This window comes from Mycolicibacterium smegmatis, assembly GCF_001457595.1.
Classification (GTDB): domain Bacteria; phylum Actinomycetota; class Actinomycetes; order Mycobacteriales; family Mycobacteriaceae; genus Mycobacterium; species Mycobacterium smegmatis.
The window spans coordinates 2,377,537-2,402,230 of sequence record NZ_LN831039.1 but is presented as its reverse complement, the minus strand read 5'-3'; the positions used below and the strand labels follow the sequence as shown (position 1 = coordinate 2,402,230).

Sequence of the window (24,694 nt, the reverse complement as noted above, 5' to 3'; positions counted from 1 at the left end):
GTGGCTGTTGAACAGCCGGGAATTCACAACGAGATGACCTTTTCGTTGTTGTTCTTGCGTTCGACGTAGAACTGCGCGGCGCGGGCGATCGCGTCGGCGGTCGGCGCGGGCTTCCACCCCAGTTCGCGCGTCGCCTTGCTGTGATCGGCGGGCGAGGTCCACCACATCAGCCGGGCCGCGGTGAGATTGATCGGAAAGTCCGTGCGGAACAACCGGTTCGACAGGCCGGCCAAAGATCCGAACGCATACACCGCGGCCATCGGGATTCCGATTCTGGGTGGCCGCGCGCCGACCGCCTCGGCCGCGACCGTGAGCATCTCCTGCTGGGACATGTAGCGTTCCGAGACGATGTAGCGTTCGCCGATCCGGCCGTGTTCGGCCGCGAGGATCAGCGCGCGGGCCGCGTCATCGATCCCGACCACCTCGGCTCCGACACCACGGATGTACACGGGCAACTTCCCGAAGGCCGCCATCGCGACCAGCGCACCCTGCCGTGGCTGCCAGTCCGGCGGCCCGTAGGGGTTGGACACGTTCATCACCACCGCCGGGAACCCGCGTTCCGCGGCGTAGGACAACACCAGTTCCTCTGCCTTGCGGCGTGATTCGATGTAGGGCCCGCCGATGCCTGCCCAGTTGAACGGGGTGTCCTCGTCGACGGCTTCACCGTTGCGTCCCACCGCGATGGTCCCGATGGTGCTGAGGAAGACGAAGCGGTGGAGGTCGACATGGTCGGCGACCTCGAGGACGTTGCGCAGTCCCTCGACGTTGGTCCTGAACAACGGCGCGGGGGCGGCAAGATGCGCGCGGGTGTCGACGACGCAGTAGAACACCACGTCGCGGTCGGCCACCGCCGCGGCCACCGCGCCGGTGTCGAAGATGTCGCCGTAGTGGCGCTCGACGTCGAGCCCGTCGATGCCCTTGGTCGAGCTGTTGCGGCGCAGCAGCACACGCACGTCGTCGCCGCGTTCGACGAGTTGCCGGGTGACGCAGGCGCCGACGTTGCCGCTCGCACCCATCACGAGCACCTTGCGACGACGATCCATTGCTGCTCCATCCGCTCGGGCCGGTCAGCAACGGATGCTACGGTAGCGTTTACAGTACGACTGGCTGAATCGGTGAAAACATCGGTTCCGGGCACGCGTGGGCAGCGTGACGATGGAGTACACCATGGACCCGCTGCTACGTTCGGAGTGTGGATCGGTTCGGCGGTTGTTGGGCGGCGCTGCGTGCGGCTGTCGCCGGCCTCGACGATCAACAGTTCGACAGGCCGTCCGGCTGTGCAGGCTGGCTGATCCGTGACCTGGTGTGCCACCTGATCATCGACGCTCAGGACGTCCTCATCACCCTCGCCACGCCCGACGACTCGCCGCCCACGCGGAATGCCGTGACCTATTGGGAGGTCGCCGAGGCACTGCCCCCCGACGACCCGGTGGACCCACTCAGCGCGCTGACCGTGCGGCTCGCGGCGGCCTACGGTGACCCGTCGTTGCTGAAGTTCCATCTCGACGACGTCGGCTCGGCAGCCGGACGGGCCGCCGCACTCGCCGACCCCGAGGCGCGGGTCGGCACTCGAGGTCAGGTGCTGACGGTCCGCGACTATCTCGGCGCCTACGTGCTCGAGTGGACGCTGCACCATCTCGACCTGATCGCGCACCTTCCCGACACGGCGCCGCCGCCGGCCGAAGGGCTGGCCTTCTCCCGAAAGCTGTTGGAATCGATAGCGGGCTCACCACTTCCCGCCTCGTGGCCTGATGCCGACGCGCTTCTGGTCGGCACCGGACGCCGGCCGCCGACACCTGCGGAAGAGGCGGACCTTGTCACGAGTGATGCGCGGGTTCCGGTATTTCTCAGCTGATTTCAGGTGTCGCGCTGGGCAGCTTTGAACTTCAGGAGCGTCCGGGTCAGGTGCAGGCTGGTGATCACCCATGTGCTGTCACGTTTTTCGTAGGTCTCGTGGTAGTGGCCCGCGCCGTGTAACTCGCTGCCGTCGGGGAAGAACAGCATGTCCTCCATCGCCCAGATGCCCGATGCCGTCGTACCGGAGGTGAGGTCGATCTCCGGGGTGTGGCAGTGGTGCACCGTCGCCGCATGCTCGACGCCACCCCACACCACCGGGAGGAATTCGTCGAACCCATGTAGGGGCGGTGCGGTCTGGGGATCGGCGCCTCCTGTCGACACCGCCATGTCCAGGGTGACGACGACGTCGTCGGCGAACAATGTGCGCCACGCCTCGATGTCCTTGGTGTCCAACAGTCGGCAGTACCGTGCCTTGAGCCGTTTGATGGCCTCGAGATCGTCAGACATGGTCTCCTCTTCCGGTTACCGAAATGTATACCGTACGGCCCGCTTCTCCTCGCGTACGGAACATCGCCACCCCTAACTTTCCTCACCGAGCAGACCGCATACCTGCGGGTTCGCGCCCAGAAACCGACAGCTTTGCGTCTGCTCGCGGTGAAAAGGCACAACCCTTCCCGGTGCGGTAATCGCTACTGTAACTTCTTCCGTAAGTGCCGGGAGTCGCAGGAGGCAGTGATCATGAAGGTGCCGTTCACCTGGAAGGTCACCGGATGGTTCATGATCGGGTGGTCGGCGGAATACCCGGTCGGTGAGGTCAAGGCACTCAAGTACTTCGGCGAGGATCTCGCGGCCTACCGCGACGAGTCCGGGCATCTGCACGTGCTGGAGGCGCACTGCAAGCACCTGGGCGCGCACATCGGTCACGGAGGCAAGGTCGTCGGTGAGTGCATCGAGTGCCCGTTCCACGGCTGGCGGTGGGGCCCCGAGGGCACCAACACCTACATCCCCTATCAGCCGGACAAGCCGAACCGGGGCCTGCGCTTGCGGTCATACCCCGTTCAGGAGCAGTACGGCTGCATCTTCATGTGGTACCAGCCGCACGGCAAAGAGCCGCAGTGGGAACTGCCCGACATCTTTCACAAGTTCCCGCAGTTCAACACCGACCCGAACGCCTACTACCGGCCCTACCCGGAGTTCTCCAGCCGGGCCGACGCCATCCCGGTGCATCCGCAGATCGTGGCCGAGAACGGGCCGGACAGCTCGCATTTCCGCTACGTGCACGGCGCGACGGTCACCCCGGTGTGCCTGCACTGGGAACACGTGGACGAGGAGTGGCGCTTCCTGACCGGGTGGCCCGACGCCCGCAGCGACGACCCGAACAAGATGGCCCTGCGCATCCACAGCCACTTCTCCGGGTTGGGTTTCTCCATGAGCGCGTTCGAGGGCTCCTCCAACCACCGCCTGATCTTCGCGTGCACCCCCGTCGACGATGAGGTGTCGGACATGTTCTATTCGATCTGGTGGCCCAAAGAACCCGGTGGTGCCTCCGACATCCCGCCCGAACACGTCCGGGCCAAGGTCGAGAAGCAGTTCCTCAAAACCGTGTGGGAGGACTGCGACATCTGGCGCTACCAGAAGTACGTCGAGCATCCGGCGCTCGCCAAGATCGACGCCAAACCCTATATGGCCATGCGCAAATGGGCCACGCAGTTCTACGAGGTACCTCCCGTCGAGACGGCGCTGCCCCGCGGATGAGGATCGATGTGCGCGAGTTGGTGACACCCGGCCGCACCGCGGTGGTCACCCAGGAGTGCCAGGGTGCGGTCATCGGTCCCGACGCCGGTCTGCGGGCACTCGCCGACGAGGCGCAGCGTGTCGCCCTACCGAACATCAAGCGGCTGTTGCCCGCCGCCCGCGCGGCCTCTGTGCACGTGGTGCACTGCCTGGTCCAGCGCAGGCCGGACGGCCTGGGCTCCAACCGCAACGCGAAGATCTTCGCAATCGGCCGCAACGACGTCGCGATCGCACCTGGCACCCCCGGTGCCGCGCTGCTGCCCGAACTGGGGCCCGAGGCAGGGGATCTCGTGCTCACGCGATGGCACGGCCTGGGACCGATGGGCGGTACCGACCTCGACGCAGTCTTGCGCAACCTCGGCGTGACCACGATCGTCGCGGTCGGGGTCTCGGTCAACGTGGCGATCACCAACCTGGTGATGGACGCGGTCAACGCGGGCTATCACGTGGTGCTGCCGCGCGACGCGGTCGCGGGTGTGCCGACCGACTATGCCGACGCCGTCATCGACAACACCCTGTCGCTGTTGGCCACCGTCACCTCCACCGACCAACTGCTGCAGATCTGGCAGCCTTGACCGACGCCGAGGAGTCCCTGTGCTGTTCACCGTCCCCGCTGTGGCCGAGGCCGTCGCCGCCGCCATTCCCGACCGCCCGTTGATCGTCCAGGGCGAACGTCGTCACACCTACCGCCAGGTCATGGACCGGTCGAATCGGCTTGCGTCGTATCTGCATTCGCAGGGTCTCGGTGTGCACACAGAGCGCGACGGGCTGGCCGGCCACGAGGTGGGCCAGGACCTGCTGGGCATCTACGCCCACAACGGCCCCGAATACGTCGAGTCGATGCTCGGATCGTTCCGCGCGCGAGTCGCACCGTTCAACGTCAACTACCGCTACGTCAAGAACGAACTGCACTACCTGCTGACCGACGCCGGGGCGACCGCACTGGTGTACCACGCGACGTTCGCGCCCCGCATCGCCGAGATCCGCGACGAGCTTCCCACGCTGCGGGTGCTCATCCAGATCGCCGACGGTTCGGGCAACGAACTTCTCGACGGCGCTGTCGATTACGAGCAGATCGTGAATCTCGAGACGGCCGCCCCGCCGGTGCAGCCGTGCCCCGATGACCTCTACGTGCTGTACACCGGCGGCACCACGGGTATGCCCAAGGGTGTGTTGTGGCGCCAGCACGACATCTTCATGACCGCATTCGGCGGACGCAACATGATGACCGGTGAGGCAGCGACGTCGGTCGACGAGATTGTCGACAGGGCCGTCGAGAACCCCGGCACCAGGCTCATGATCCTGCCGCCCCTGATCCACGGCGCCGCGCAGTGGGCGGCGATGACCGCGGTGACCACCGGGCAGACGCTGGTCTTCCCCGATGTGACCGACCGGTTCGACGCCGAGGACGTCGTGCGCACGATCGAACGCGAGCAGGTGCTGGTGGCCACCGTGGTGGGTGACACGATGGCCCGCCCGCTGCTCGACGCGATCCGCAGCGGCATCCAGAACGGCACCGTCGATGTGTCTTCACTTTCCGTCATCGCCAACGGCGGCGCGCAGTTGACCCCGCATGTCAAACAGCAGCTGATCGATTCCAAGCCCAACCTGATCGTGGTCGACGGCGTCGGCTCGTCGGAGACCGGTGCGCAGATGAGCCACATGTCCGCGCCCGGCGCGGTCTCCACCGGGACGTTCAAGGCCGGTCCCGACACCTGCGTGGTGGCCGAGGATTTCAGCTGTGTGCTGCCCGAGGCACACGACGGACTCGGATGGCTCGCACAGCGCGGGTATGTCCCGCTCGGCTACAAGGGCGACGCGGCCAAGACCGCTGCCACGTTCCCGGTCATCGACGGCGTGCGTTACGCCATCCCCGGCGACCGTGCCCGCCAACTCGACGGCGGCATGATCGAACTGCTCGGCCGCGACTCGGTGACCATCAACTCCGGCGGCGAGAAGGTCTTCGCCGAAGAGGTCGAGGCGGCCATCGCGTCGCATCCCGCGGTGCGTGACGTGGTGGTCGCGGGCAGGCCCAGCGAGCGCTGGGGTCAGGAGGTCGTGGCCGTGGTCGCCGTCGACGACGGCGCGCAGGTCGACGCCGACGAGTTGATCCGCCACGCCGACGGTTCCATCGCACGGTACAAGCTGCCGAAGGCCGTCGTGTTCCGACCTGCCATCGAACGCAGCCCGGCGGGCAAGGCCGACTATCGGTGGGCCCGCGAGCAGGCGCTCAGCGAAACTTCCTGAGCCGGTTTTTGGTTCGGCTGCGGGCGCGCCACAGCGCCAGGTCGGCGCTCACCCGCATCGATCCGGTGAACGGCAGGGCCGCGCGCCCGGTGATGCTGAACGGCAGATCGGTTCCGACTACGGTGCGGTGGTGGCTGAACGCGTCGAACCCGGCCTTGCCGTGATAGGCGCCCATGCCGCTGCGCCCCACTCCCCCGAACGGCGCGGACGACGGGATCATGTGGGCGGCAAAGTCATTGCGCGCCACGCCACCGCTGCGCGTGTGGTCGACGAAATGCCGGAAGTCGGCGTCATCGGGACCGAACCAGTAGGCCACCAGGGGTGACGGTCGTGAGTTGATGTAGTCGATCGTGGACGCGAGCGACGAATAACCGCGCACCGCGAGCACCGGGCCGAAGACCTCCTCGTCGTTGATGCGCATCCGGTCGTCGACATCGCGGATGATGGTCGGCGGGATCTTGCGGGTCACCGGGTCGGGAAGGACCTCGCCGACCGGCACGATCGACTCGACCCGGGCGCCGCGAGCTCGTGCGTCTGCGATGAGCCCGACGACGCGGTCGAAGTTGGACCGGTTGACCGACGAGCAGTAGTCGGGATTGTCGGTGATGGTGGGAAACATCCGGCGCAGCGTGCCGCGGGCCACCTCGACGAATTCGTCGACATGGCGGTCCGGGACGAACACGTAGTCGGGGCAGACGCACACCTGCCCGCCGTTGACCATGCGCGCCTGGGCTATTCGTGTCGCGGCCCGGGTGATATCGGCCCCCGGCGCGACGACCACCGGGTTCTTGCCGCCGAGTTCGAGCGTCACCGGCACGAGGTTCGCGGCGGCCGCCCGGCCCACCACAGCGCCGATCGCGGGTGATCCGGTGAAGAACAGGTGATCGAACGGCAGAGCGGAGAACTCGGCGGCTAGCTCAGGGCCACCGGTGATGACAGCGAGTTCGCGTTGGTCGAAGTAGCGCGGTGCGAGATCGGCCATCGCCTCCGCCGTGCGTGGGGTGACCTCCGACATCTTGATCATCACGCGGTTGCCCGCCGCGAACGCGGCGGCTGCGGGCAGCACCGTCAACTGGACCGGGAAATTCCACGGACCGATGACGCCGACCACGCCGACCGGTGAGGGCACCACCTCGGCGCGTAACCCGGCCAGACGCGCCGCGCGCATGAGCCGGGTCGAGCGCATCCACCGCGGCAGGTTCGATCTGGTGTGCTCGATCACCGAGATCATGCCGAGGATCTCGGCGAAGAACGCCGCCGACCGTGACCGTGTCCCGTAGTCGGACGCGGTCGCCGTGACGAAATCCTCCGCGTTGTCGAGCACCATCGCGAGCAGGCGGTCGATGCGGTTGCGCCGCAGCGCGATATCGGGCGGCCCGTCGTCGAGAAAGGAGCGGCGCTGCGCCGTCAGCACGTCGGCCGCTCCGCCCTGCCGGGAATGCTTTTCCGCGCGTTGGTCGATCGTGCTCATCGATTCGCCTCCCTCTCGGCGTGTGACGCGCCGGCCACCGCGCAGACCGGCCCGTACTCCTCCGGTGAGGCCAACGGTAACAGAGTTGTTTACACTCACCCCCGCTGTCGTAACTCCGGTGAGGAGGCCGACCTCCGGTGCACTCCGAGAAATCGGGCTATCCCAATACATATACTGTAACCTTTACGGTAATATGCCCTGAACGGGAAGGGGTACGCGGTGGACAGTCGGATACGGGACGACCCAGCGGTCGACACGGCCGCTCTGCTACGTGACCCGTACCCGATCTTCGCGCGGTACCGCGCCCAGGCAGGCGTGTTCCGGGGGTCGGTCATGGACTGGTCGAAGACGCCGAAAGAGCTCATGCCGGAACATCAGTACGCGGCGATGTCGTTCGATGCGGTCAACACGGTCTTCCGGGACGGCAAGACGTTCAACTCGAAGATCTACGACAGCACCATCGGCTTGTTCATCGGTCCGAGCATCCTGGCGATGGAAGGCAAGACACACCGCGATCACCGCAACCTGGTGTCGGCGGCGTTCAAGTCGAAGTCGTTGGCGCGCTGGGAACCCGAGATCGCGCGTCCCATCTGTGAGGCCCTCGTCGACGAGTTCGTCGACACGGGCAGCGCTGATCTGGTCCGCGACTACACCTTCGAGTTCCCCACCCGGGTGATCTCGAAGCTCCTCGGACTACCCGAGGAGGACCTGCCGTGGTTCCGTCGGCGTGCCGTCGAACTCATCTCCTACAGCGTGAAGTACAAACGCGCCTTCGAGGCGTCGGCGGCCCTCAAGGACTACTTTCTCGACCAGATCGAGCGGCGCCGCTCGAGGCCCACCGAGGACATCATCGGCGACCTGGTTACCGCCGAGATCGATGGTGAGAAACTCACCGACGAGGCCATCTACTCGTTCCTTCGGCTGCTGCTGCCCGCGGGATTGGAGACCACCTACCGGTCGTCGGGAAATCTCCTGTATCTGCTTCTCACCCACCCCGATCAGTTCGCGGCGGTGCAGAACGACCACGACCTCATCGGGGCCGCCATCGAGGAAGGCCTGCGTTACGAGACACCGCTGACCACGGTGCAGCGCTCAGCCACCAAGGACACCGAACTCGAAGGTGTACAGATTCCGGCGGGCGCGGTGATCGACGTGTGCATCGGATCGGCCAACCGCGACGAGAACCGGTGGGAACGTCCCGAGGAGTTCGACATCTTCCGTAAACGCATACCGCACATCACGTTCGCCGCGGGTGAGCACACGTGCATGGGTTTGCACCTGGCGCGCATGGAAACTCGTGTGGCGATGGAGACCCTGCTCAACCGTGTCACCGATCTTCGCCTGATCGCCGACGACGATCCGCACATCTTCGGCCAGCCATTCCGATCGCCGACCGCGATCCCGGTGACCTTCCGCCCGGCGGGCTGAGCATGGCCTCCCCCGCGACGGGCGGCGGACGTCCGCGCCGCGAACGCGGGTCGATCACCGTCGACGAGATCCTCAGCGGCGCCTTCGAGGTCGCCCGTGAGGTGTCCGTCGACAACCTCAGCATGCCGCAACTGGCCAAACATCTCGACGTGGGCGTCACCAGCATCTACTGGTACTTCCGCCGCAAGGACGATCTGCTCGACGCGATGACCGAACTCGCGCTGCGCGAGTACGACTTCGGGGTGTCGTCGATCGACGCCGGTTCCTGGCGCGAATCACTGCGCGCCCATGCCCACCGGATGCGCGACACCATTCAGCAGAACCCCATCCTGTGCGACCTGATCCTCATCCGGGGTACGGGCGGCACACCTGCAGCCCGCCACGCCCTGGAGAAGATCGAGCAACCGGTCGCGGCCCTGGTGCAGGCCGGCCTGAGCCCGCAGCAGGCCGTCCAGACCTATTCGGCGATCCAGGTGCTGGTCCGCAGCAGCGCGGTGCTGCACCGCTTGCAGAACCGCGCGTCGACCGTGCCCCTGCCCCGTGACCATTGGCAACAGGTGATCGATCCCCAGACCATGCCGCTGATCTCGTCGCTCACCGGCGACGGCTACCGGATCGGCGCGGCCGATACCGCCAACTTCGACCACATCCTCGACAGCATCCTCGAACGTGCGGAGCACCTCACCGCGTCGCCGCGAGATTCGTCCCCGCGAGCAGACACAATCTTGCGCGAAAATCACTGAAAAGAGCAGTTTTGTGTCTGCTCGCGGAAAACTCACGTCCGGGGCCGGCGCCATCCGATGGTCTTGGTCTCGGTGTACTGTGCGAACCCCTCGATACCGCACTGCCGCCCGACACCGCTGTTCTTGTAACCACCGAATGGCGCGTCGGCCCCGTAGTACATGCCGCCGTTGACCCCGATCGCGCCGGTGCGGATTCGCCGCGCGATCCCCATCGCACGTTCCGGCGACGCCGAGAGCACCGCACCGGCAAGGCCGAAGGCCGTGTCGTTGGCGAGTCGTACAGCCTCGTCGTCATCGTCGAACGGGACCATCACCAGCACCGGACCGAACACCTCTTCCTGCGCGATCGCCGAACGCGGATCGGCGCCGACGATCACCGTCGGGGCCACGTAGTGACCACCGGCCAGGTGCTCGGGCAGGCCTTCGGCTTCCCCTCCCCCGACGACGGTCTCGGCGCCGTCGCGGCGGGCACGCTCACACGCATCGAGCACGCGCTGCTTGGCGGCCGCACTGATGACGGGGCCCACGAGCGTGGTCGGCAGGGCCGGGTCACCCACGGGTATGCCCGCGAACGCCATCGCCACATTGGCGACGGCCTCGTCGAACAGGCTGCGGTGCACCAGCATCCGCGTGTTGGCCGCGCACGCCTGCCCGGCGTGCACACAGGCACCGATTGCTCCGGGGATGATGTGTGCCGGTTTGGCGTCGTCGAGCACGATCATCGCCGACTTGCCGCCGAGTTCGAGAAACGTGCGCTTCATGGTGTCCGCACCCACCCGCATGAGGTGCTTGCCCACGGCGGTCGATCCGGTGAACGACACCATGTCCACCCGCGGGTCGGTACCCAGCAGCGCCGCCACCCCGTTGGACGGGGTAGGTACGACGTTGACGACGCCGGGCGGCATGTCGGTGCGCTCTACGATCAGCCGGCCGAGCCGTGTGGCGTTCCACGGCGTGTTCGGGTCCGGTTTGAGCACAACGGTGTTCCCCGCGGCCAATGCGGGTCCGAGCTTGTTGAGGATGACCTCGATCGGGAAGTTCGACGGCGTGATCGCCGCGACCACACCAACGGGCTCCTTGACCACCGTGCGCGCGTTGCGTTCACCGAAAAGTCCACCGCCGTCGAGTTCGCGTTCCCATTCGAATTCGTCGATCAGCCGCGCCGGGTAGCGCAGCGCCTCGGCCAGCGGCCAGTCCAACTGGGCGTTCTGGGTCGTCATCGCCGGGCAGCCGACCTCGGCGATCAATTCCTCACGCAGATCCTCTTTCTCGGCTTCGAGAGCATCCTGCAGCTGCAGCAGCACCTTCTGGCGCCGCACGCGGTCGGTCGACCAGTCGGTCTCGTCGAACGCGCACCGCGCCGCGCCGATCGCCGCGTCCATGTCACCCGCCGATGCGGCCGATGTGGTGCCGAGCACCGATCCCGTTGCCGGGCTGATGTTCTCGAAATCTACTGCAGCAGCGACGAGTTCACCGTCGATAAGCATCCTCTTCTCGGCCCGTGCGGCCGCACGACGGCCGATCTCGACGCTGTCGGCAGCGGCCACGACGTCACTCACCCAGAACTCCCACCCGCCGCGACGCCGACACTCTCGCAGTGGAGGTGACAGGTTTCGACTTCCACCGGCACCCCGGTGAGCCACGACATGCCCGCCAGGGCTTCCACGTCGCGCGGGTCGCTGGACATCAGTTCGTTGACGTTCGCCCCGCCCGCACGGTTCGCGATCCGCCAACCACCACTTCCGTTGTGGCCCCAGCCGTGTGGTATCGCGACCGTTCCGCGGACGAGGTCGGTGGTGAGCGATACGGCGATGTCGATCTGTCCAAAGGGTGACCGCACACGCACCACGTCACCGTCACGCACCCCGCGCGCCGTGGCATCGTCGGCGTGCAGGAACGCCCGCTGGATGCGCTGGCCACGCATGAGCAGCGGCGCGTTGTGCATCCACGAGTTCTCCGAACGCGGTTCGCGCATACCGATCATCCGCAGGCCGAAGCCATCCGGGTTGCGGCGTCGCGTCAGCGCGGTGATCTCGGTGGCGATGTCGGCGTGCTCGAGGCGTACCCGGCCCTTCGGGTACACCACGACCTCGCCGAGGACACCGGTGCGCACGTGCGGTGCCACGATCACACCGTGCGGGTGCTCCTCGGCGAGCTTGCGGAACGTCAGTCCGTCGCGGCGCAGGCCGAACCGGTCGCCACCGTCGGCCATGCGGATCATGCCGTCGATCAGCGGCCGCGGGTTCAGCCGTCTGCCTCGTCGCCCGGCAAGCTTCTGCGCACACCGCAGCATTGCGAACACCGGTGTGCGCACCGACATCCGGCCGATCAGGTCCACGACGATGTCCCACTCGGTGCGCGCCTGCCCTCTGGGCGCCACCATGGCCTCGGTTGCCTGTCGGAACGGGGTGGCCTGGAACATCTGGAAGGTGACGGCGAAGTCGTCGCGCTCGTACATCGTGGTCACGGGCAGGACATAGTCACAGTGTGCCGTGGTCTCGTTGACGTAGAGGTCCAGCCCGACGGTCAACTCCGCGGCGTCGAGCGCCTCGGCCAACTCGGGCCCGTTGGGCACCGAGAGCACCGGGTTGCCCGCGCCGATGAACATCGCCTTGACCTGACGGCGACCGGGCGTGGTGATCTCCTTGGCCATCAGCGCCGCGGGTTCAGCCCCGATCACCGACTTGAACCCGCCTACACGTGTGCGCCTGGTGCGGTAGCTGCGGCGCAGCGAAGCGCCCATCGCCATCGAGCCCCACCGCTGACCGGGCATCCCCAGTGTGCTGAACACACTTCCGCCGGGCACGTCGAGATTGCCCGCGACGATGTTGACCGCGTCGATGAGGTAGGTGGTCAGGGTGCCGTGGCGCCCGACGCACGTGCCGAGCCTGCCGTAGACCGCCGCGCGGGCAGTGCCGGCCAGGTCGCGGGCCAGCGCCCGAAGGGTTTCCGGCTCCACACCCGTGTGCGCGCGGGTGGACTCCGGTGTGAACGGCGCACTCTGTCGCCGCAGCCAGTCCAGTCCGTCGGCCTGGGTCGCAGCGCGCGGAGCAACGAGGTTCTCGTCGAACATCACCTGCAGCAGCGACAGCAGGAAGTACGCGTCGGTGTCGGGGACGATGCCGAGCCACTCGAACTGCGCGGCCGTCTCGCTGCGGCGGGGGTCGACGACCACGACGCGCCCACCACGCTTGACGATGTCGTGCATGCGGTCCTTGAGGCGCGGCGCGGTCAGGAAACTCCCATGCGAGACCACGGGATTGGCGCCGATCATCACGAGCAGATCGGTACGCATCACATCCGGGATCGGCACCGGGAACGGCGCACCGTAGAGGAACTGATTGGCGAGCAACCGGCTGCTGGTGTCCTGTGTCGACGAGCTGAAGAAGTGGCTGTCACCTCCGATGCCCTTGGCGAATGCCATCGCCGCGAACAGGTGTGAGTAGCTGAAGGCCGCGGGGTTGCCCATGTACCAGGCCACCGCGCCGGAGCCGTGCCTGCGGTGAATACCGCTGAGCCGGTGCGCGATGTCGTCGAGTGCCTCGTCCCAGCCGACCGGTTCGAAGCCGTCGAGAACATCGGTTCGGTTGCCCGGCCGTTTCGCGTCGGCGCGCCGGCGCAGCGGTGTGGTGATGCGGTCCGGGTCATTGACCACCTCGGCGAACGCGATGCCTTTCTGGCACGCGAAGCCGGCCGACAGCGGATGGTCCCTGTCGGGTCGCAGCGCGGTGAGCCTGCCGTCCTCGACCGTGGCGATCATTCCGCACAGCGGTTCGCAGATCCGGCAGAACGTCACCTTGTGCTCAGGCTTGTGGCCGGCTCCGCTCTCGATCACCACAACCACATTACTGTAAGAGTTACAGTTGCTATACCCTTTTGGTTCGACGGCTCGTGTGACGAGACTTTTCGCGGAAGGACGGCGCCATGCAGGACGGCACAGTGCCATTGGGCCGGACCGACGAAATCACCTTCACTTGCACATCGGGAAGGGGCTGAAACGTGTCCCACGACGTAGCGATCATCGGGGTCGGCATTCACCCGTTCGGCCGGTTCGAGGGCAAGACCGCGATGCAGATGGGCGTCGACGCGATCTTCGCGGCGGTCGCCGATGCCGGGGTTGACTGGAAGGACATCGGCGCCGCCACCGGCGGCAGCTGGACCGTCGCCAACCCGGACGCGATCGTCGGCATGGTAGAGCTCTCGGGCATCCCGTTCACCAACGTGTTCAACGCGTGCGCGACGGCCGCGAGCGCCACCAAGGTGTGCGCCGACGGCATCCGCCTCGGCGACTACGACATCGGCATCGCCGTCGGCCTGGACAAGCATCCCCGCGGGGCGTTCACCGAGGATCCCGCGCTCGTCGGCATGCCCAAGTGGTACGCCGAGAACGGTCAGTACCTCACCACGCAGTTCTTCGGCATGAAGGCCAACCGGTATCTGCACGACCACAACATCTCCCGGCGCACCCTGGCCAGGGTCGCGGCCAAGAACTTCCGCAACGGCGCACTCAATCCGAATGCCTTCCGGCGCAAACCGATCAGCGAGGACGACATCCTCAACTCGACCATGCTGAACTATCCGCTCACGCAGTACATGTTCTGCGCACCGGACGAAGGTGCGGCCGCGGTGGTGATGTGCCGGGCCGACATCGCCCACCGCTACACCGACAAACCCGTGTACCTCAAGGCCGTCGAGGTGCGGACCCGCCGCTACGGCGCCTACGAGGTGAACACGACGTGCGCACCGGTCGAGGAGGATGTCGCGCCGACGGTCTATGCGGCTCGCGCGGCGTTCGAAAAGGCCGGGGTGGCGCCGGAAGACGTCGACGTGATCCAGCTGCAGGACACCGATGCGGGCGCCGAGATCATCCACATGGCCGAGTGCGGGTTCTGCGCGCACGGCGACCAGGAGAAGCTGCTCGCCGACGGCGCCACCGAGATCGGCGGGTCGCTGCCGGTCAACACCGACGGCGGGCTGATCGCCAACGGCGAGCCGATCGGCGCGTCCGGTCTGCGCCAGATCCACGAACTGGTGCGCCAATTGCGCGGCGAGGCCGGTGACCGCCAGGTGCCCGGCGAACCGAAGGTCGGATTCGCCCAGCTCTACGGCGCGCCAGGCACCGCGGGCGCCACGATTCTCACTCGCTGAACTTCCATGCCAGCAGACGCAAACCTGCCCTCTTTCGAAAGAAAAATGCGCAGTTTCGCGTCTGCTCGCGCAAGAAAAAAGGAACCGACCGACATGACCGAGCAGTTCACGGACGCACCGATCTTCGATGCCGATCAGCACATGTACGAGACGGCCGAGGCACTCACCAAGTTCCTCCCCGAGAGGTACCGGCGGGCCGTGCAGTACGCGCAGATCGGCCGTCAGACTCGTGTGGTGATCAACAACCGGGTCACGGACTTCATCCCCAACCCCACGTTCGAGCGGGTCGCCGCGCCGGGTGCCCACGAGAAGTTCTTCGCCGGTGAGAACACCGAGGGGTTGACGCTGCGCGAGATGCAGGGCAAGCCGATCGAGGCACCCGCGGCGACGCGAAACCCCGAGGACCGCATCGCAGAACTCGACCGCCAAGGCGTCGTCGAGGCCCTCATCTACCCGACGCTGGGCAGTCTGGTCGAGCATTCCAGCGCCGATGATCCGCAGCTGACCCTGGCGATCATCCACGCGCTCAACGAGTGGATCCTGGAGCACTGGACGTTCAATCACGCCGACCGGCTGTTCACCACGCCGATCATCAACCTGTCGGAAGTCGAGGCTGCACAACGGGAACTGGCCTGGATCCTGGAGCACGGCGCCAAGGCCGCGCTGATCAAACCCGGGCCGGTCAACGGTCTGCACGGCTGGCGCTCACCCGCGCTGCCCGAGTTCGACCCGTTCTGGCGTGACGTCGAGGCGGCCGGGCTGCCGATCGTGCTGCACGCAAGTTTCCCGCCGCTCGACGACTACATCAACAAGTGGGAACCCGCTCACACGCAGAACTTCATGACGCAGAGTGCCTTCCGTTGGATGGTGCTGGGACACCGCGAGATCGCGGACATGCTCACCGCGCTGATCTGCCACGGCACGCTCACCAGGTTCCCCAGGCTGCGCATCGCCAGCGTCGAGAACGGCAGCAGCTGGATCTTCCCGCTGTTCCGCGATTTCGCCGACCTGTACAAGAAGATGCCGCAAAACTTCCCAGAACACCCGCACGACGTGTTCCGGCGCAACATCTGGGCCAGCCCGTTCTGGGAGGGCTGTGTCGCCGACGTCGTCGAGACGGTCGGATGGGACAAGGTGTTGTTCGGTTCGGATTACCCGCATCCCGAAGGTCTGGCGGAGCCGAAGGGCTACTGGAAGTACGCCGAGGGCATGGACATCCGCCGCACCTACGATTTCATGGGTGACAACGCGCGACGGTTCATGGGTCTGCCGATCGCCAGCCCCGATCCCGACGCGGTCAAACCGCCGGCACTCACGGCGTCTTCGTAGAGTTCTCTGCCGAGCAGGGCTCTAGGAGGCCCTGGCTTTGGGCGGCGAGTAGTTGGGCTTGCCGAGACGCAGCACGTGCTGGGCGATCATGTTGCGGAACACCTCGAGCGTGCCGCCGTAGATGCCGACGAGTGGCGCGAAGCGGTAGATGTACTCGCTGCGGTCGTCGGCTCCCCCGTCTGCCCCCATCGGCAGCGCGGACACCGATCCGGCGATGTCCATGAGATCCGGCGAGATGTCGCGCATGGTCTGTGCCATCGCGACGCGGCCGAAGATGCTGGGGGTGGACAGCGATGCCTCGAGCCGGGCGAAGCTGCGCCCCAGCCGATATGCGACCGAGCCGTCATCGACGGGTGAGCGGCCGGCGGCGTCACGCGTGCCGACCAGCGCGGCGACGTTGTCGGCGGCGTGGGCCATGAATGTCGCCTGGTGCGTCATGATCGCCACGTCGTCGAGGCCGTCGTGGGCCGCGGCCACCGCGCCGTGCTCGGCGTCGAGCGGTTCACGCACCACCGACCAACCGCCGTTGACCTCACCGAGGCGGTACTTGTCGTCGACACGCACGTCGGAGTAGTAGACGATGTTGGTGCGGTCACCGTCGACGGTGCGGATGCCCTGGATCTCGATGCCCGGGGTGTCCAGCGGCACCAGGAACATGGTGAGGCTCTTGTGTTTCGGGGCGTCCGGGTCGGTGTTGGTGATCAGGAAGACGTACTGGCAGTTGTGGGCACCTGTGGTGAACATCTTGGAGCCGTTTATCACCCACTGGTCGCCGTCCCGCACCGCGCGGGTCTTGCACGTCGCAACGTCCGAGCCGCCCTCGGGTTCGGTGTAACCCAGACACATCCGCACGGTGCCGTCGCACACCCCGCGCAGCACGTCGTCGCGGATCTCGGGTGAGGCGAAGTTGGCGACCGACCGGGCGATCATGATGGTGGTGCCCCATGTCACCCACGGCACCTCGGCGCGGCGCCGCTCCAGCGCCCAAATGCGCCGCTGAACGCGGGTGAACCCGCCGTCCTGCTCGGATTTGAATTCGCGCTCCAGGTATCCGGCCTGCCCGAGCGCCAGGTGCACGCCCTCATCGAAGTTGTCACCGGTTTCACGGTCGCGCCGGATGACGTCCTCGGTGACGATCTGCGCCAGGAACGCGCGCAGTTCCTCGCGGAACGCCGCGTCCTCGGATGAGAGCTCAACGTGTGAAAAGTCCATGTGGGCTTCCTGTTCGACCTGCGTCCTAGACCTGAGCGGCTTCGCGCGTGGCGACGATGTCGGCGATGTGCACTGCCGTCGCCCCCGGATCGCCGCCGGCCAGCGGCCAGCCCCGCGCCCGCACCAGGTAGGCCGTCGCGGCGGCCTCGGCCGACACCCCCAGCCCACCCTGGATGTGCACGGCCATGGTCGCGGCCTTCGCGGCCTCCTCGGCCATGAAAACGAAGGCCGACGGCGCGAGCTCGGGGCGTTCGTCGGGCTCGTTGTCCAGGAACCACGCGGCCCGGTGCGACAGGCCGCGACCGCTGCGGACCGTGATCGCCATGTTGGCCAGGGGGTGCGAGATGGCCTGCAGCGTGGATATCGGGACACCCAGTGTGTAACGGGTTTTCGCGAACTCGGCCGCGATGGTCATGGTCTCCTCGACCAGCCCCACCAACGCCGCTGCGGTCAGCAGCCGCCACTCGTCGAGGGCACGCTGATGGTGCGCGAGCGCTTGGGGCCCGCTGCCCAGGACGACGCGGTGGTCGGCGGCGGCCGGGTCGACCCACGCCATCGGCAGCTTTCCGATGTTGTCCACCTTGGTTGGACGCGTCGAGAAGCTCAGCTGCACCACGTCGTCGCCGTCGCGGATGACGATGTGGTCGGCGATCGACGCGGACCCGATCAGCCGGGAACCGGTGGGCGGCACCTGCTGTGCGTCGAATCCGACCAAGTGTGTGCCGTCGAGGATCTCCGACCTCGGAGGCAGTGCGCCGAGCCGATCCAGCAGCCGGGCGGCGACGACGTGGTCGATCCACGGCACGGGCGCCAGCGCCCGCCCGATCTCCTCGGCGACCAGCGTCAGGTCGACCAGGGTCGCGCCGTCACCGCCGACGGACTCCGGCAGCGCCATCGTGGTGGCCCCCATCGCGCACAGCCGTTCCCACAGGCTCTTGTCGAATCCTGTTGCCTCGGCAGCGCGTACGGCCTCTATCGAGCAGTGGGTCTTGAAGAACTGCCGGTATGCGTTCTGCAGGTCGATGTGATCCTCGGACAGGCTGTAGTCGAGCCTGCGCAGTTCGTAACGATCCATGGCCTCAGAACTCCTGTGGTTGGCGACCGCCGAAGAAGAACTCCGCGGCGTTGTGGTAGAGGTAGTTGTCGAGTACGTCGGGCGGCAGATCCAGCGCGCGCGCCTCGGGGACCACGCGGTTCATCCGCAGCACCGGGAAATCGGAGGCGAAGATGATCTTGTCCGGGCCGCGCGTGCGCATGTAGTGCAACAGGCTCTCCGGCAGCCGTTTCGGTGACCACGCGGAGGTCATCAGCCGCAGGTTCTTGTACTTGATCAGCATGCGGATGGCTATGTCCCACCATGGATCGGCGCCGTGGATCATGCACAGCCTCAGTTCGGGGAACCGCACGCACACCCGGTCCAGGTGGATGGGGTTCTGCACCTCACCGGGAATCGGCGGCCCGGGCAGGCCGGTGTTGACGCACAGCGGCAGGTCCAGTTCGGCGCACTTGGTGTACAGCGGGTAGTACACGGCGTCGCTGGGCGGATACTGGCCGTCGCCCCAGAAGCTCGGCCCCACAACCGCGTACGCGACAGGCAGGTCGCGGACCGCGGCGGCCAACTCGCGCAGCGACGGGATGGGGCGCAGCAGATTCACCCCGCCCATCGCGAGGGCGAACCGTTCGGGGTGGGCCTCCACGAACTTGCGTGCCGTGACCGACGGCTTGGTGAGGTTGTCCATGAGGATCGCGCGTTCGACGCCGTTGGCGTCCATCTCCTCGAGCAGTGCGCCGAGGTCGATCGGGTCGTACATCGACTTCGGGCCCTTGAAGTAGTCGTCGCGGACCTTGGTCATGAACGCAGGCTGATTCTGCGTCTCACCGAAGTGCACGTTGGCCAGGCAGTCGATGGCCCGCCCCGCCGGTGATTCCGTCATGCCATCTCCACCCGTTGCGCGGCATGGGCTTTCGCCCACCGGTAGTCGGCCTTCCCGTTCCCCAGCCTGCGGACCTGTTCGACGAACATCACGTCCTTGGGCGTCTTGAACCGTGCCAGCCGCGTCGAGCAGTGCTCGCGCAGTGCCTCGCCCGTCACGTCATGGTCCGAACCGTGGTTGTCCCGCAACGCCACGATCGCCACGATCTCCTCACCCCAGCGTTCACTGGGTCTGCCGACCACCAGCGCGTCGGCAACCGCGGCGTGGGCCCGCAGCACTTCTTCGACCTCTTCGACGAACACCTTCTCGCCGCCGGTGTTGACCACGAGCGAGTCACGGCCGTACAGGCGCAGGGTGCCGTCGGCCTCCAACGCAGCGCGGTCGCCGGAGACGACGACCCGTTGCCCCTCGACCTCGGGGAAGGTGTTGGCGGTGGCGGCCTCATCGTCGAAGTAGCCCAACGGGATCCGGCCGTTGCGCGCGACCCAGCCCACACCCTGCTCCCCCGGCGTCAGAAACCGCGAGTGGTCCTCGGCCAGCACCAACCCGCCGGCCCGCAACTGGAACGTCTCGGCGTGGTTTCCCCGCTGACTGTGGCCGAAGCCCATGTTGCCGGTCTCCGACGATCCGAAGCCGTTGATCAGCGTGATCTGCGGGATGTGGTCCAACAGCGCCTGCTGATGTTTGAGGTTGGTGGCCGCGCCGCCGGTGCCGATCGCGAACAGCGACGACAGATCGTAGGTGCGGCGGCGAAGTTCCTCGACGATCGGCGCCGCGTACGCGTCGCCCACCATGGTCATCAGTCCGACCTTCTCGCGCTCGGCGGTCTCGAGCACCGCGCGTGGATCGAATCTCGGCTTGGTGTCGTGAAGTACGACGGTCTGCCCGGAGAGCAGACCCGAGAACGCCGTCCACAGGCCGGCGGCGTGCATGAGCGGCGACACCGCGAACCACGGTGGACCCGCGTTGGCGACCTTGGCGTGGATCTCGGATGCGTCGTCGTGGTCGGCGCCGTTCATCGATGACACGTAGATGTCGCCCTGGCGCCACATGACCGCCTTGGGCCTGCCGGTGGTGCCACCCGTGCAGATCATCAGCAAATCGTCGGGGGATGCGGGCGCCACACAGTCCGAACCACTTTGTGCCAGTGCGTCGTCGAGCGGGATCGCACCCGGTAGGTCGGGTCCGGGTCCGTCGTCGACGCAGATCAGCAGGCGCGCGCTCCGCGGCGGCAGCACGTCGGCGAATTTCGCTCCGAGGGAACGGTGGTACACCACGGCGCTGGGCCGCAGATGATCCAGCAGTTCGGCGACCTCGCGCGGCGAGTAGTAGTAGTTGACATTGACCGGCACGGTGCGCGCCTTGAGGCATCCGATCACCAGGTCCGGGTACTGGTCGTTGTGCATGATGAGCGCGACACGGTCCTGGCCGCACTCCCACCGGTTGAGCTCGCGGCGTTCGCGGTGCGCGCCCAGTCCTTGGCCGGCAAGGAAATTGGCGATCCGGCGTGTGCGGTCGGCGCCCTGCGCGAACGTTGTGCGGCGCGCGCCGCACACCGTCATCTCGCGGTCCGGAACGGCCTCGGCGATGGCGTCGACGACACCGCCTATCGTCCACTCGGGCATCGGCTACACCGAGGCGGCCAGGTGACGCGCGCCCGGCGCGGTGCGGTCGGGGTCGCCGAGCAGTTCCAGTGCGTTGTGCCGCATGACCCTACGGGTGTCCTCGTGGCTGAATTCGGGGAACTGTGGGATGTCGGCGGTGAAAGAGGTCGGATCCGCCAGGCCTTCCCCGTGCGGCCAGTCCGAGCCGAACAGTATCTTGTCCACGCCGATGGTGTCGGCGAGCAGCTTGACGTCGTCCTCGTAGTACGGCGCGATCCACACGTGGTTCTTGAGCTGCTCGACCGGATCTTCCTTGTAGTGGTACGGCGCGTTGTTGGCGGATTTCTTGAGCCGCTTGATGAGTCGGTAGACGAAGTACGACCCGTTCTCGATGCTGACGACTTTGAGTTTCGGATGCCGCGTGAACACCTGGTGCACGATCATCGAGGCGATGGTGTCGTGGATGGCGCGGTCGTCCATGATCACCATGTCCAGCGGGTCGCGCTTGCCGAAGCCCTTGAACACCCCGCTACCTCCCCACAGTGCGGGGATCGCCATGTACCCGGAGTCGGAAAGGTGGAACACCACGGGCACGCCGGCCTCGGCCAGGCGCGCCCACACCGGGTCGTGCACGGGGTCGCCCAGTGAGCGCGGGCGCACGAGTCCCGGCACCGGTGCGGGCCGCACGCAGACAAGCTTGGCGCCGCGGCCGAGCACGAATTCCACTTCCCCGACGGCCTTTTCGGGATCGGCCAGCGAGATGATCGGCGCGGCGATGATACGGCCGTCGGGACGGTCGAAGCCCCAGTCCTCGTCGAGCCACAGGTTGAAGGCGTGGATCGATGCCATGGTGGCGCCGATGTCGTGCTTGAGGCCCTCCTCGACACCGCACGCGAAGGTCGGCAGCATGAACACCGTCTCCAGGCGCTGGCGGTCCAGCACCGCCACCCGGGCATCGCGGTTCTGGTACTCGGGATGGTCGGTCAGGCGGTCGACCTTCATCAGCGACGCCGGATCGACGCCTTCGGGAACCTCGCCGCGGAACAGCAGATCCAGGCAGCCCGGTTCGATGATGGGGTCGAACGACGGGTTCGGGATGAAGTGGTTGACCACGCCGCCGAACACCGCGTACGTGCGCTTGCCGTCGGTCAGCATCTGCACTCCGCGGCTGCGGAACTCCTTGGGCAGGTGTCGTGTGAACGCATCCAGTGGTTCGTAGTAGTGGTTGTCGACGTCGACGGCCAGGTAGGGCAACCGTTCCGGGTCGGTGGTCATGGCGGTCCTTTGGTTTACTCGGCGGCGAGCGGCGGGAAGTTCGGTGGGCGTTTCTCGAAGAACGCGGTGATGCCCTCGATGAGGTCGGGACGCACCATCGATTCGTGCATGAGCGTCACGGCGCGGTCACTGACGTCGGTGACCACATCGGTCGCGTCGCCGTAGAGCTGACGCTTGATGACGGCCATCGACGCCGGTGAGCAGTTGCGCGCGAGGTCTTCGGCGTACTCCAGGGCGCGAGTCAGCAGGTTCTCGGGTTCGACGACTTCTTTGACCAGACCGAGCTGCAAGGCCTCCTCGGCGAGGAACGTCCGGCCTGACAGCAGCAGGTCCGCCGCGGCGCCCCAGCCCGCCAGGCGCGGCAGGATCCAGGTGATGCCGTACTCCCCGATGAGCCCGCGGCGCGGGAATGCGGTGGCGAACTTGGCTCCTGCCGCGGCGAATCGGATGTCGCACATCAACGCGTGGGTCAGACCGATGCCGACGCAGGCGCCGTTGATCGCGGCGATCACCGGCTTGCGCAGCGTGGTGAGGAAATGCGGGTGACGCTCGCCGACGATCTTGCTGACATCGGTGTCGCCGCTGATCGATTCGCCGAGCGAGGCCATTTCACCCATGTAGGCGCCGGCGCAGAACCCCCGCCCCGTGCCGGTCAGCACGATCGCCCGCACGGCCGGATCGGCCTCGGCGCGGTCGAAGCTCGCGTAGACACCGGCGGAGATGTCGGCGCCCCAGGAGTTGAGCCGCTCGGGGCGGTTGAGCGTGATCACCGCGACGCCGGCATCGTTGACCTCGTAGCGCACGGCATCGCTCGTGCCGGTTTCTGCGACGCTCACCGTGCGGGTACCCCCTGACGCTGCGAAGGCCGTTCGGGCATAGATACTGTATACCTATCGGTAGAGCATTCCGCAAGCCTCCGGACCATGTCGACACGGGGCCGTGAACTGGCCTTGACCTGCTACGACGTGCTCTTCAGGTGAAGTCACTGCCGCCGTCGACGTTGATGTTCGCACCGGTCATGTACGAGTTGCGCCTGGACGCCAGAAACGCTGCCACCGGCCCGATCTCACTCGGGAGACCGGCACGCGGCAGATGCGCGGGATGCCCGAAGTGCTCGTCGATGGCCGCCATCAACTGGTACGGATCGCTGCCGTCCACGCCGACCGATTCCGCCCAGCCCACCAACGCCTCCGACGAGATGCTGCCCGGCGAGACGACGTTCACCATGATCTCGTCCTTGGCCAGCAGCAGGGACAGGTTCTTCGAGACGCTGTTCACCGCGGCCTTGGCGGCCGTGTAGGCGGGCAGTCTGGTGCTCTGCCGCTGCGTGGAGTGCGCTGAGAAGTTGACGATGCGCGCCCACTCGGCCTTGCGCAGCAGCGGCAGTGCGGCCCGGACGCACCGCACCATGCCCATCACGCCCGCGTCGAACGCCTCCTGCCACTGCCCGTCGGTGAGCTCCTCGAAATCGCCTGCGGCGCCGGGGCCGACGGTGTTGATCAGGACGTTGAGCTCGCCGTCCCACCGTTCACCGATCTCGGCGAACGCGCGCTCGACTTGCTCGGCATCACCGGTGTCGGCGACGATCGCGATGGCGTCAGGGCTGCCGCGGCGCGCGAGATCCGATGCCGCGGTCTCCAGGACGTCTTTCGACCGCCCGATGACGGCGACGCGGGCACCGTCATCGGCCAGGCATTGCGCCGTCGCGAATCCCATACCGCGGCCACCACCGACGACTGCGGCGGCCGCGCCTCCGAACCCGAGATCCATCGCGGTGGGTCAGGAACCTGTCCAGTTGGGTTTGCGTTTCTCGGCGAACGCAGTGGCGCCTTCGATCGCGTCCTTCGACGAGAAGACCGGCCCGATCAACTCACCCTGTTTCTTCCACATCTCGGCCTCCGACCACTCGGCCGACTTGACGATCACCTCCTTGGTGACCGCGACGGCCAGTGGGCCGTTGGCGGTGATGCGCTCGGCGAGCTCGAGGGCACCGGCCAGCGCCTCTCCTGGCTCGGTCAGCTTGTTGACGAAGCCCCAGGCGGCAGCCTCCTCGGCGGTGAAGTTGTCACCGGTCAGCGCGAGCTCGAGCGCCTTCTGGTACGGGATGCGCTTGGGCAGCCGCAGCAGACCGCCGCCCGCGGCGACCAGTCCGCGCTTCACCTCGGGGATGCCGAACTTCGCGGTCCTGCTCGCCACGACGAGGTCGGTGGCCAGCACGATCTCGGTGCCTCCCGCCAGCGCGTAGCCTTCCACCGCGGCGATGAGCGGTTTGCGGGGCGGCTTCTCGGTGAAGCCGATTCCGCGGCCCGGCACGTGCGGCAGCTCACCGGAGGCGAAACCCTTGAGATCCATACCGGCACAGAAGGTGCCACCCGCACCGGTGATGATGCCCACGGAAAGCTCTTGGGTGTCGTCGAGTTCGTCGACCGCCTCGGCAAGCCCCTTGGCCACCGCGAGATTGAACGCATTGCGCGCTTCCGGCCGGTTGATCGTGATGATGAGCGTCCGATCACGACGCTCCCTCAGGACTACTTCTTCTGACACCCTTGCCCCTTCAGCTCGTGGGCGAGCTCACCGACATTGACCCGGAAAAGCCTACTATAGGGATTACGGTAATCCGGTGATTCGGCGCCGACCGCTGTGAACGACAGGCCGGACGCCGGTGGAGAGCGGATCACAGGATGCCTACCGGTAAGGTTGACGGTGTTGTTA

General features: G+C 66.7%; 21 protein-coding genes. 8 read left to right on the top strand and 13 right to left on the bottom strand.

The window, feature by feature from the left end; all coding sequences use genetic code 11:
• Nucleotides 1-23: 23 nt before the first annotated feature.
• Nucleotides 24-1,043, bottom strand: coding sequence for an NAD-dependent epimerase/dehydratase family protein (locus AT701_RS11400; RefSeq protein ID WP_011728252.1), 1,020 nt, complete (start codon nt 1,041-1,043; stop codon nt 24-26).
• Between the two features lie 149 nt (nt 1,044-1,192).
• Here AT701_RS11400 and AT701_RS11395 point away from each other — a divergent pair, with 149 nt between their 5' ends.
• Entirely contained in the window at nt 1,193-1,855 is a 663-nt protein-coding gene (locus tag AT701_RS11395) for a maleylpyruvate isomerase N-terminal domain-containing protein (RefSeq protein WP_011728251.1), read from the top strand.
• 2 nt (nt 1,856-1,857) lie between these two features.
• Here AT701_RS11395 and AT701_RS11390 read toward each other — a convergent pair whose 3' ends face one another.
• The gene (locus AT701_RS11390; protein WP_003893617.1) at nt 1,858-2,304 is read right to left on the bottom strand and encodes a nuclear transport factor 2 family protein; all 447 of its coding nucleotides are present in this window, start codon (nt 2,302-2,304) and stop codon (nt 1,858-1,860) included.
• A 231-nt stretch (nt 2,305-2,535) separates the two neighbouring features.
• On the opposite strand from AT701_RS11390, the gene AT701_RS11385 reads away from it, so the two are divergent.
• The 3 genes from AT701_RS11385 to AT701_RS11375 are packed head-to-tail and all read left to right on the top strand — an operon-like array spanning nt 2,536 to nt 5,838.
• A complete protein-coding gene (locus tag AT701_RS11385; protein WP_058127602.1) occupies nt 2,536-3,552 on the top strand; it encodes a Rieske 2Fe-2S domain-containing protein in 1,017 nt (338 codons plus the stop codon).
• Entirely contained in the window at nt 3,549-4,166 is a 618-nt protein-coding gene (locus AT701_RS11380; RefSeq protein ID WP_029104261.1) for a cysteine hydrolase family protein, read from the top strand. Before AT701_RS11385 ends, AT701_RS11380 begins: the two co-directional genes overlap by 4 nt.
• A 19-nt stretch (nt 4,167-4,185) precedes the next feature.
• A complete protein-coding gene (locus AT701_RS11375; RefSeq protein ID WP_058125842.1) occupies nt 4,186-5,838 on the top strand; it encodes a medium-chain acyl-CoA ligase Mig in 1,653 nt (550 codons plus the stop codon).
• Here the strand turns inward: AT701_RS11375 and AT701_RS11370 are convergent.
• On the bottom strand, nt 5,822-7,309 hold the full coding sequence (locus AT701_RS11370; protein WP_058125841.1) for an aldehyde dehydrogenase family protein: 1,488 nt from the start codon (nt 7,307-7,309) through the stop codon (nt 5,822-5,824). The two genes, AT701_RS11375 and AT701_RS11370, sit on opposite strands and share 17 nt — an antisense overlap.
• Before the next feature lie 219 nt (nt 7,310-7,528).
• On the opposite strand from AT701_RS11370, the gene AT701_RS11365 reads away from it, so the two are divergent.
• Together AT701_RS11365 and AT701_RS11360 are read left to right on the top strand one after the other, a co-directional pair.
• The gene (locus tag AT701_RS11365; RefSeq protein WP_011728246.1) at nt 7,529-8,737 is read left to right on the top strand and encodes a cytochrome P450; all 1,209 of its coding nucleotides are present in this window, start codon (nt 7,529-7,531) and stop codon (nt 8,735-8,737) included.
• Nucleotides 8,738-8,739: 2 nt separating this feature from the next.
• Nucleotides 8,740-9,480 (top strand): TetR/AcrR family transcriptional regulator, encoded by a 741-nt coding sequence (locus tag AT701_RS11360; protein WP_011728245.1) that lies wholly within the window; start codon nt 8,740-8,742, stop codon nt 9,478-9,480.
• A gap of 32 nt (nt 9,481-9,512) precedes the next feature.
• Here AT701_RS11360 and AT701_RS11355 read toward each other — a convergent pair whose 3' ends face one another.
• A complete protein-coding gene (locus tag AT701_RS11355) occupies nt 9,513-11,039 on the bottom strand; it encodes an aldehyde dehydrogenase family protein (RefSeq protein WP_058125840.1) in 1,527 nt (508 codons plus the stop codon).
• Nucleotides 11,036-13,240, bottom strand: a complete 2,205-nt coding sequence (locus AT701_RS11350) for a molybdopterin-containing oxidoreductase family protein (protein WP_042510633.1) — start codon at nt 13,238-13,240, stop codon at nt 11,036-11,038. The genes AT701_RS11355 and AT701_RS11350 overlap by 4 nt, the downstream gene beginning before the upstream one ends.
• Before the next feature lie 239 nt (nt 13,241-13,479).
• Between AT701_RS11350 and AT701_RS11345 the strand changes: the two genes are divergently transcribed.
• Nucleotides 13,480-14,628, top strand: coding sequence for a thiolase family protein (locus tag AT701_RS11345; protein WP_058125839.1), 1,149 nt, complete (start codon nt 13,480-13,482; stop codon nt 14,626-14,628).
• A 93-nt stretch (nt 14,629-14,721) separates the two neighbouring features.
• Nucleotides 14,722-15,957 (top strand): amidohydrolase family protein, encoded by a 1,236-nt coding sequence (locus AT701_RS11340; protein WP_058125838.1) that lies wholly within the window; start codon nt 14,722-14,724, stop codon nt 15,955-15,957.
• A gap of 21 nt (nt 15,958-15,978) precedes the next feature.
• On the opposite strand, the gene AT701_RS11335 is transcribed toward AT701_RS11340, so the two are convergent.
• From AT701_RS11335 to AT701_RS11300, 8 genes are all read right to left on the bottom strand, one after another.
• The gene (locus AT701_RS11335) at nt 15,979-17,169 is read right to left on the bottom strand and encodes an acyl-CoA dehydrogenase family protein (protein ID WP_058125837.1); all 1,191 of its coding nucleotides are present in this window, start codon (nt 17,167-17,169) and stop codon (nt 15,979-15,981) included.
• Between the two features lie 25 nt (nt 17,170-17,194).
• Entirely contained in the window at nt 17,195-18,244 is a 1,050-nt protein-coding gene (locus tag AT701_RS11330) for an acyl-CoA dehydrogenase family protein (protein ID WP_003893605.1), read from the bottom strand.
• A gap of 4 nt (nt 18,245-18,248) precedes the next feature.
• Entirely contained in the window at nt 18,249-19,103 is an 855-nt protein-coding gene (locus tag AT701_RS11325; RefSeq protein WP_003893604.1) for an amidohydrolase family protein, read from the bottom strand.
• Entirely contained in the window at nt 19,100-20,728 is a 1,629-nt protein-coding gene (locus tag AT701_RS11320; RefSeq protein ID WP_058125836.1) for an acyl-CoA synthetase, read from the bottom strand. The genes AT701_RS11325 and AT701_RS11320 overlap by 4 nt, the downstream gene beginning before the upstream one ends.
• A gap of 3 nt (nt 20,729-20,731) precedes the next feature.
• The gene (locus AT701_RS11315; RefSeq protein WP_011728237.1) at nt 20,732-21,982 is read right to left on the bottom strand and encodes an amidohydrolase family protein; all 1,251 of its coding nucleotides are present in this window, start codon (nt 21,980-21,982) and stop codon (nt 20,732-20,734) included.
• Between the two features lie 14 nt (nt 21,983-21,996).
• On the bottom strand, nt 21,997-22,818 hold the full coding sequence (locus tag AT701_RS11310; RefSeq protein ID WP_003893601.1) for an enoyl-CoA hydratase: 822 nt from the start codon (nt 22,816-22,818) through the stop codon (nt 21,997-21,999).
• Between the two features lie 136 nt (nt 22,819-22,954).
• On the bottom strand, nt 22,955-23,752 hold the full coding sequence (locus tag AT701_RS11305; protein WP_011728236.1) for an SDR family NAD(P)-dependent oxidoreductase: 798 nt from the start codon (nt 23,750-23,752) through the stop codon (nt 22,955-22,957).
• Nucleotides 23,753-23,761: 9 nt separating this feature from the next.
• Entirely contained in the window at nt 23,762-24,526 is a 765-nt protein-coding gene (locus AT701_RS11300) for a crotonase/enoyl-CoA hydratase family protein (RefSeq protein WP_011728235.1), read from the bottom strand.
• Nucleotides 24,527-24,694 lie beyond the last annotated feature (168 nt).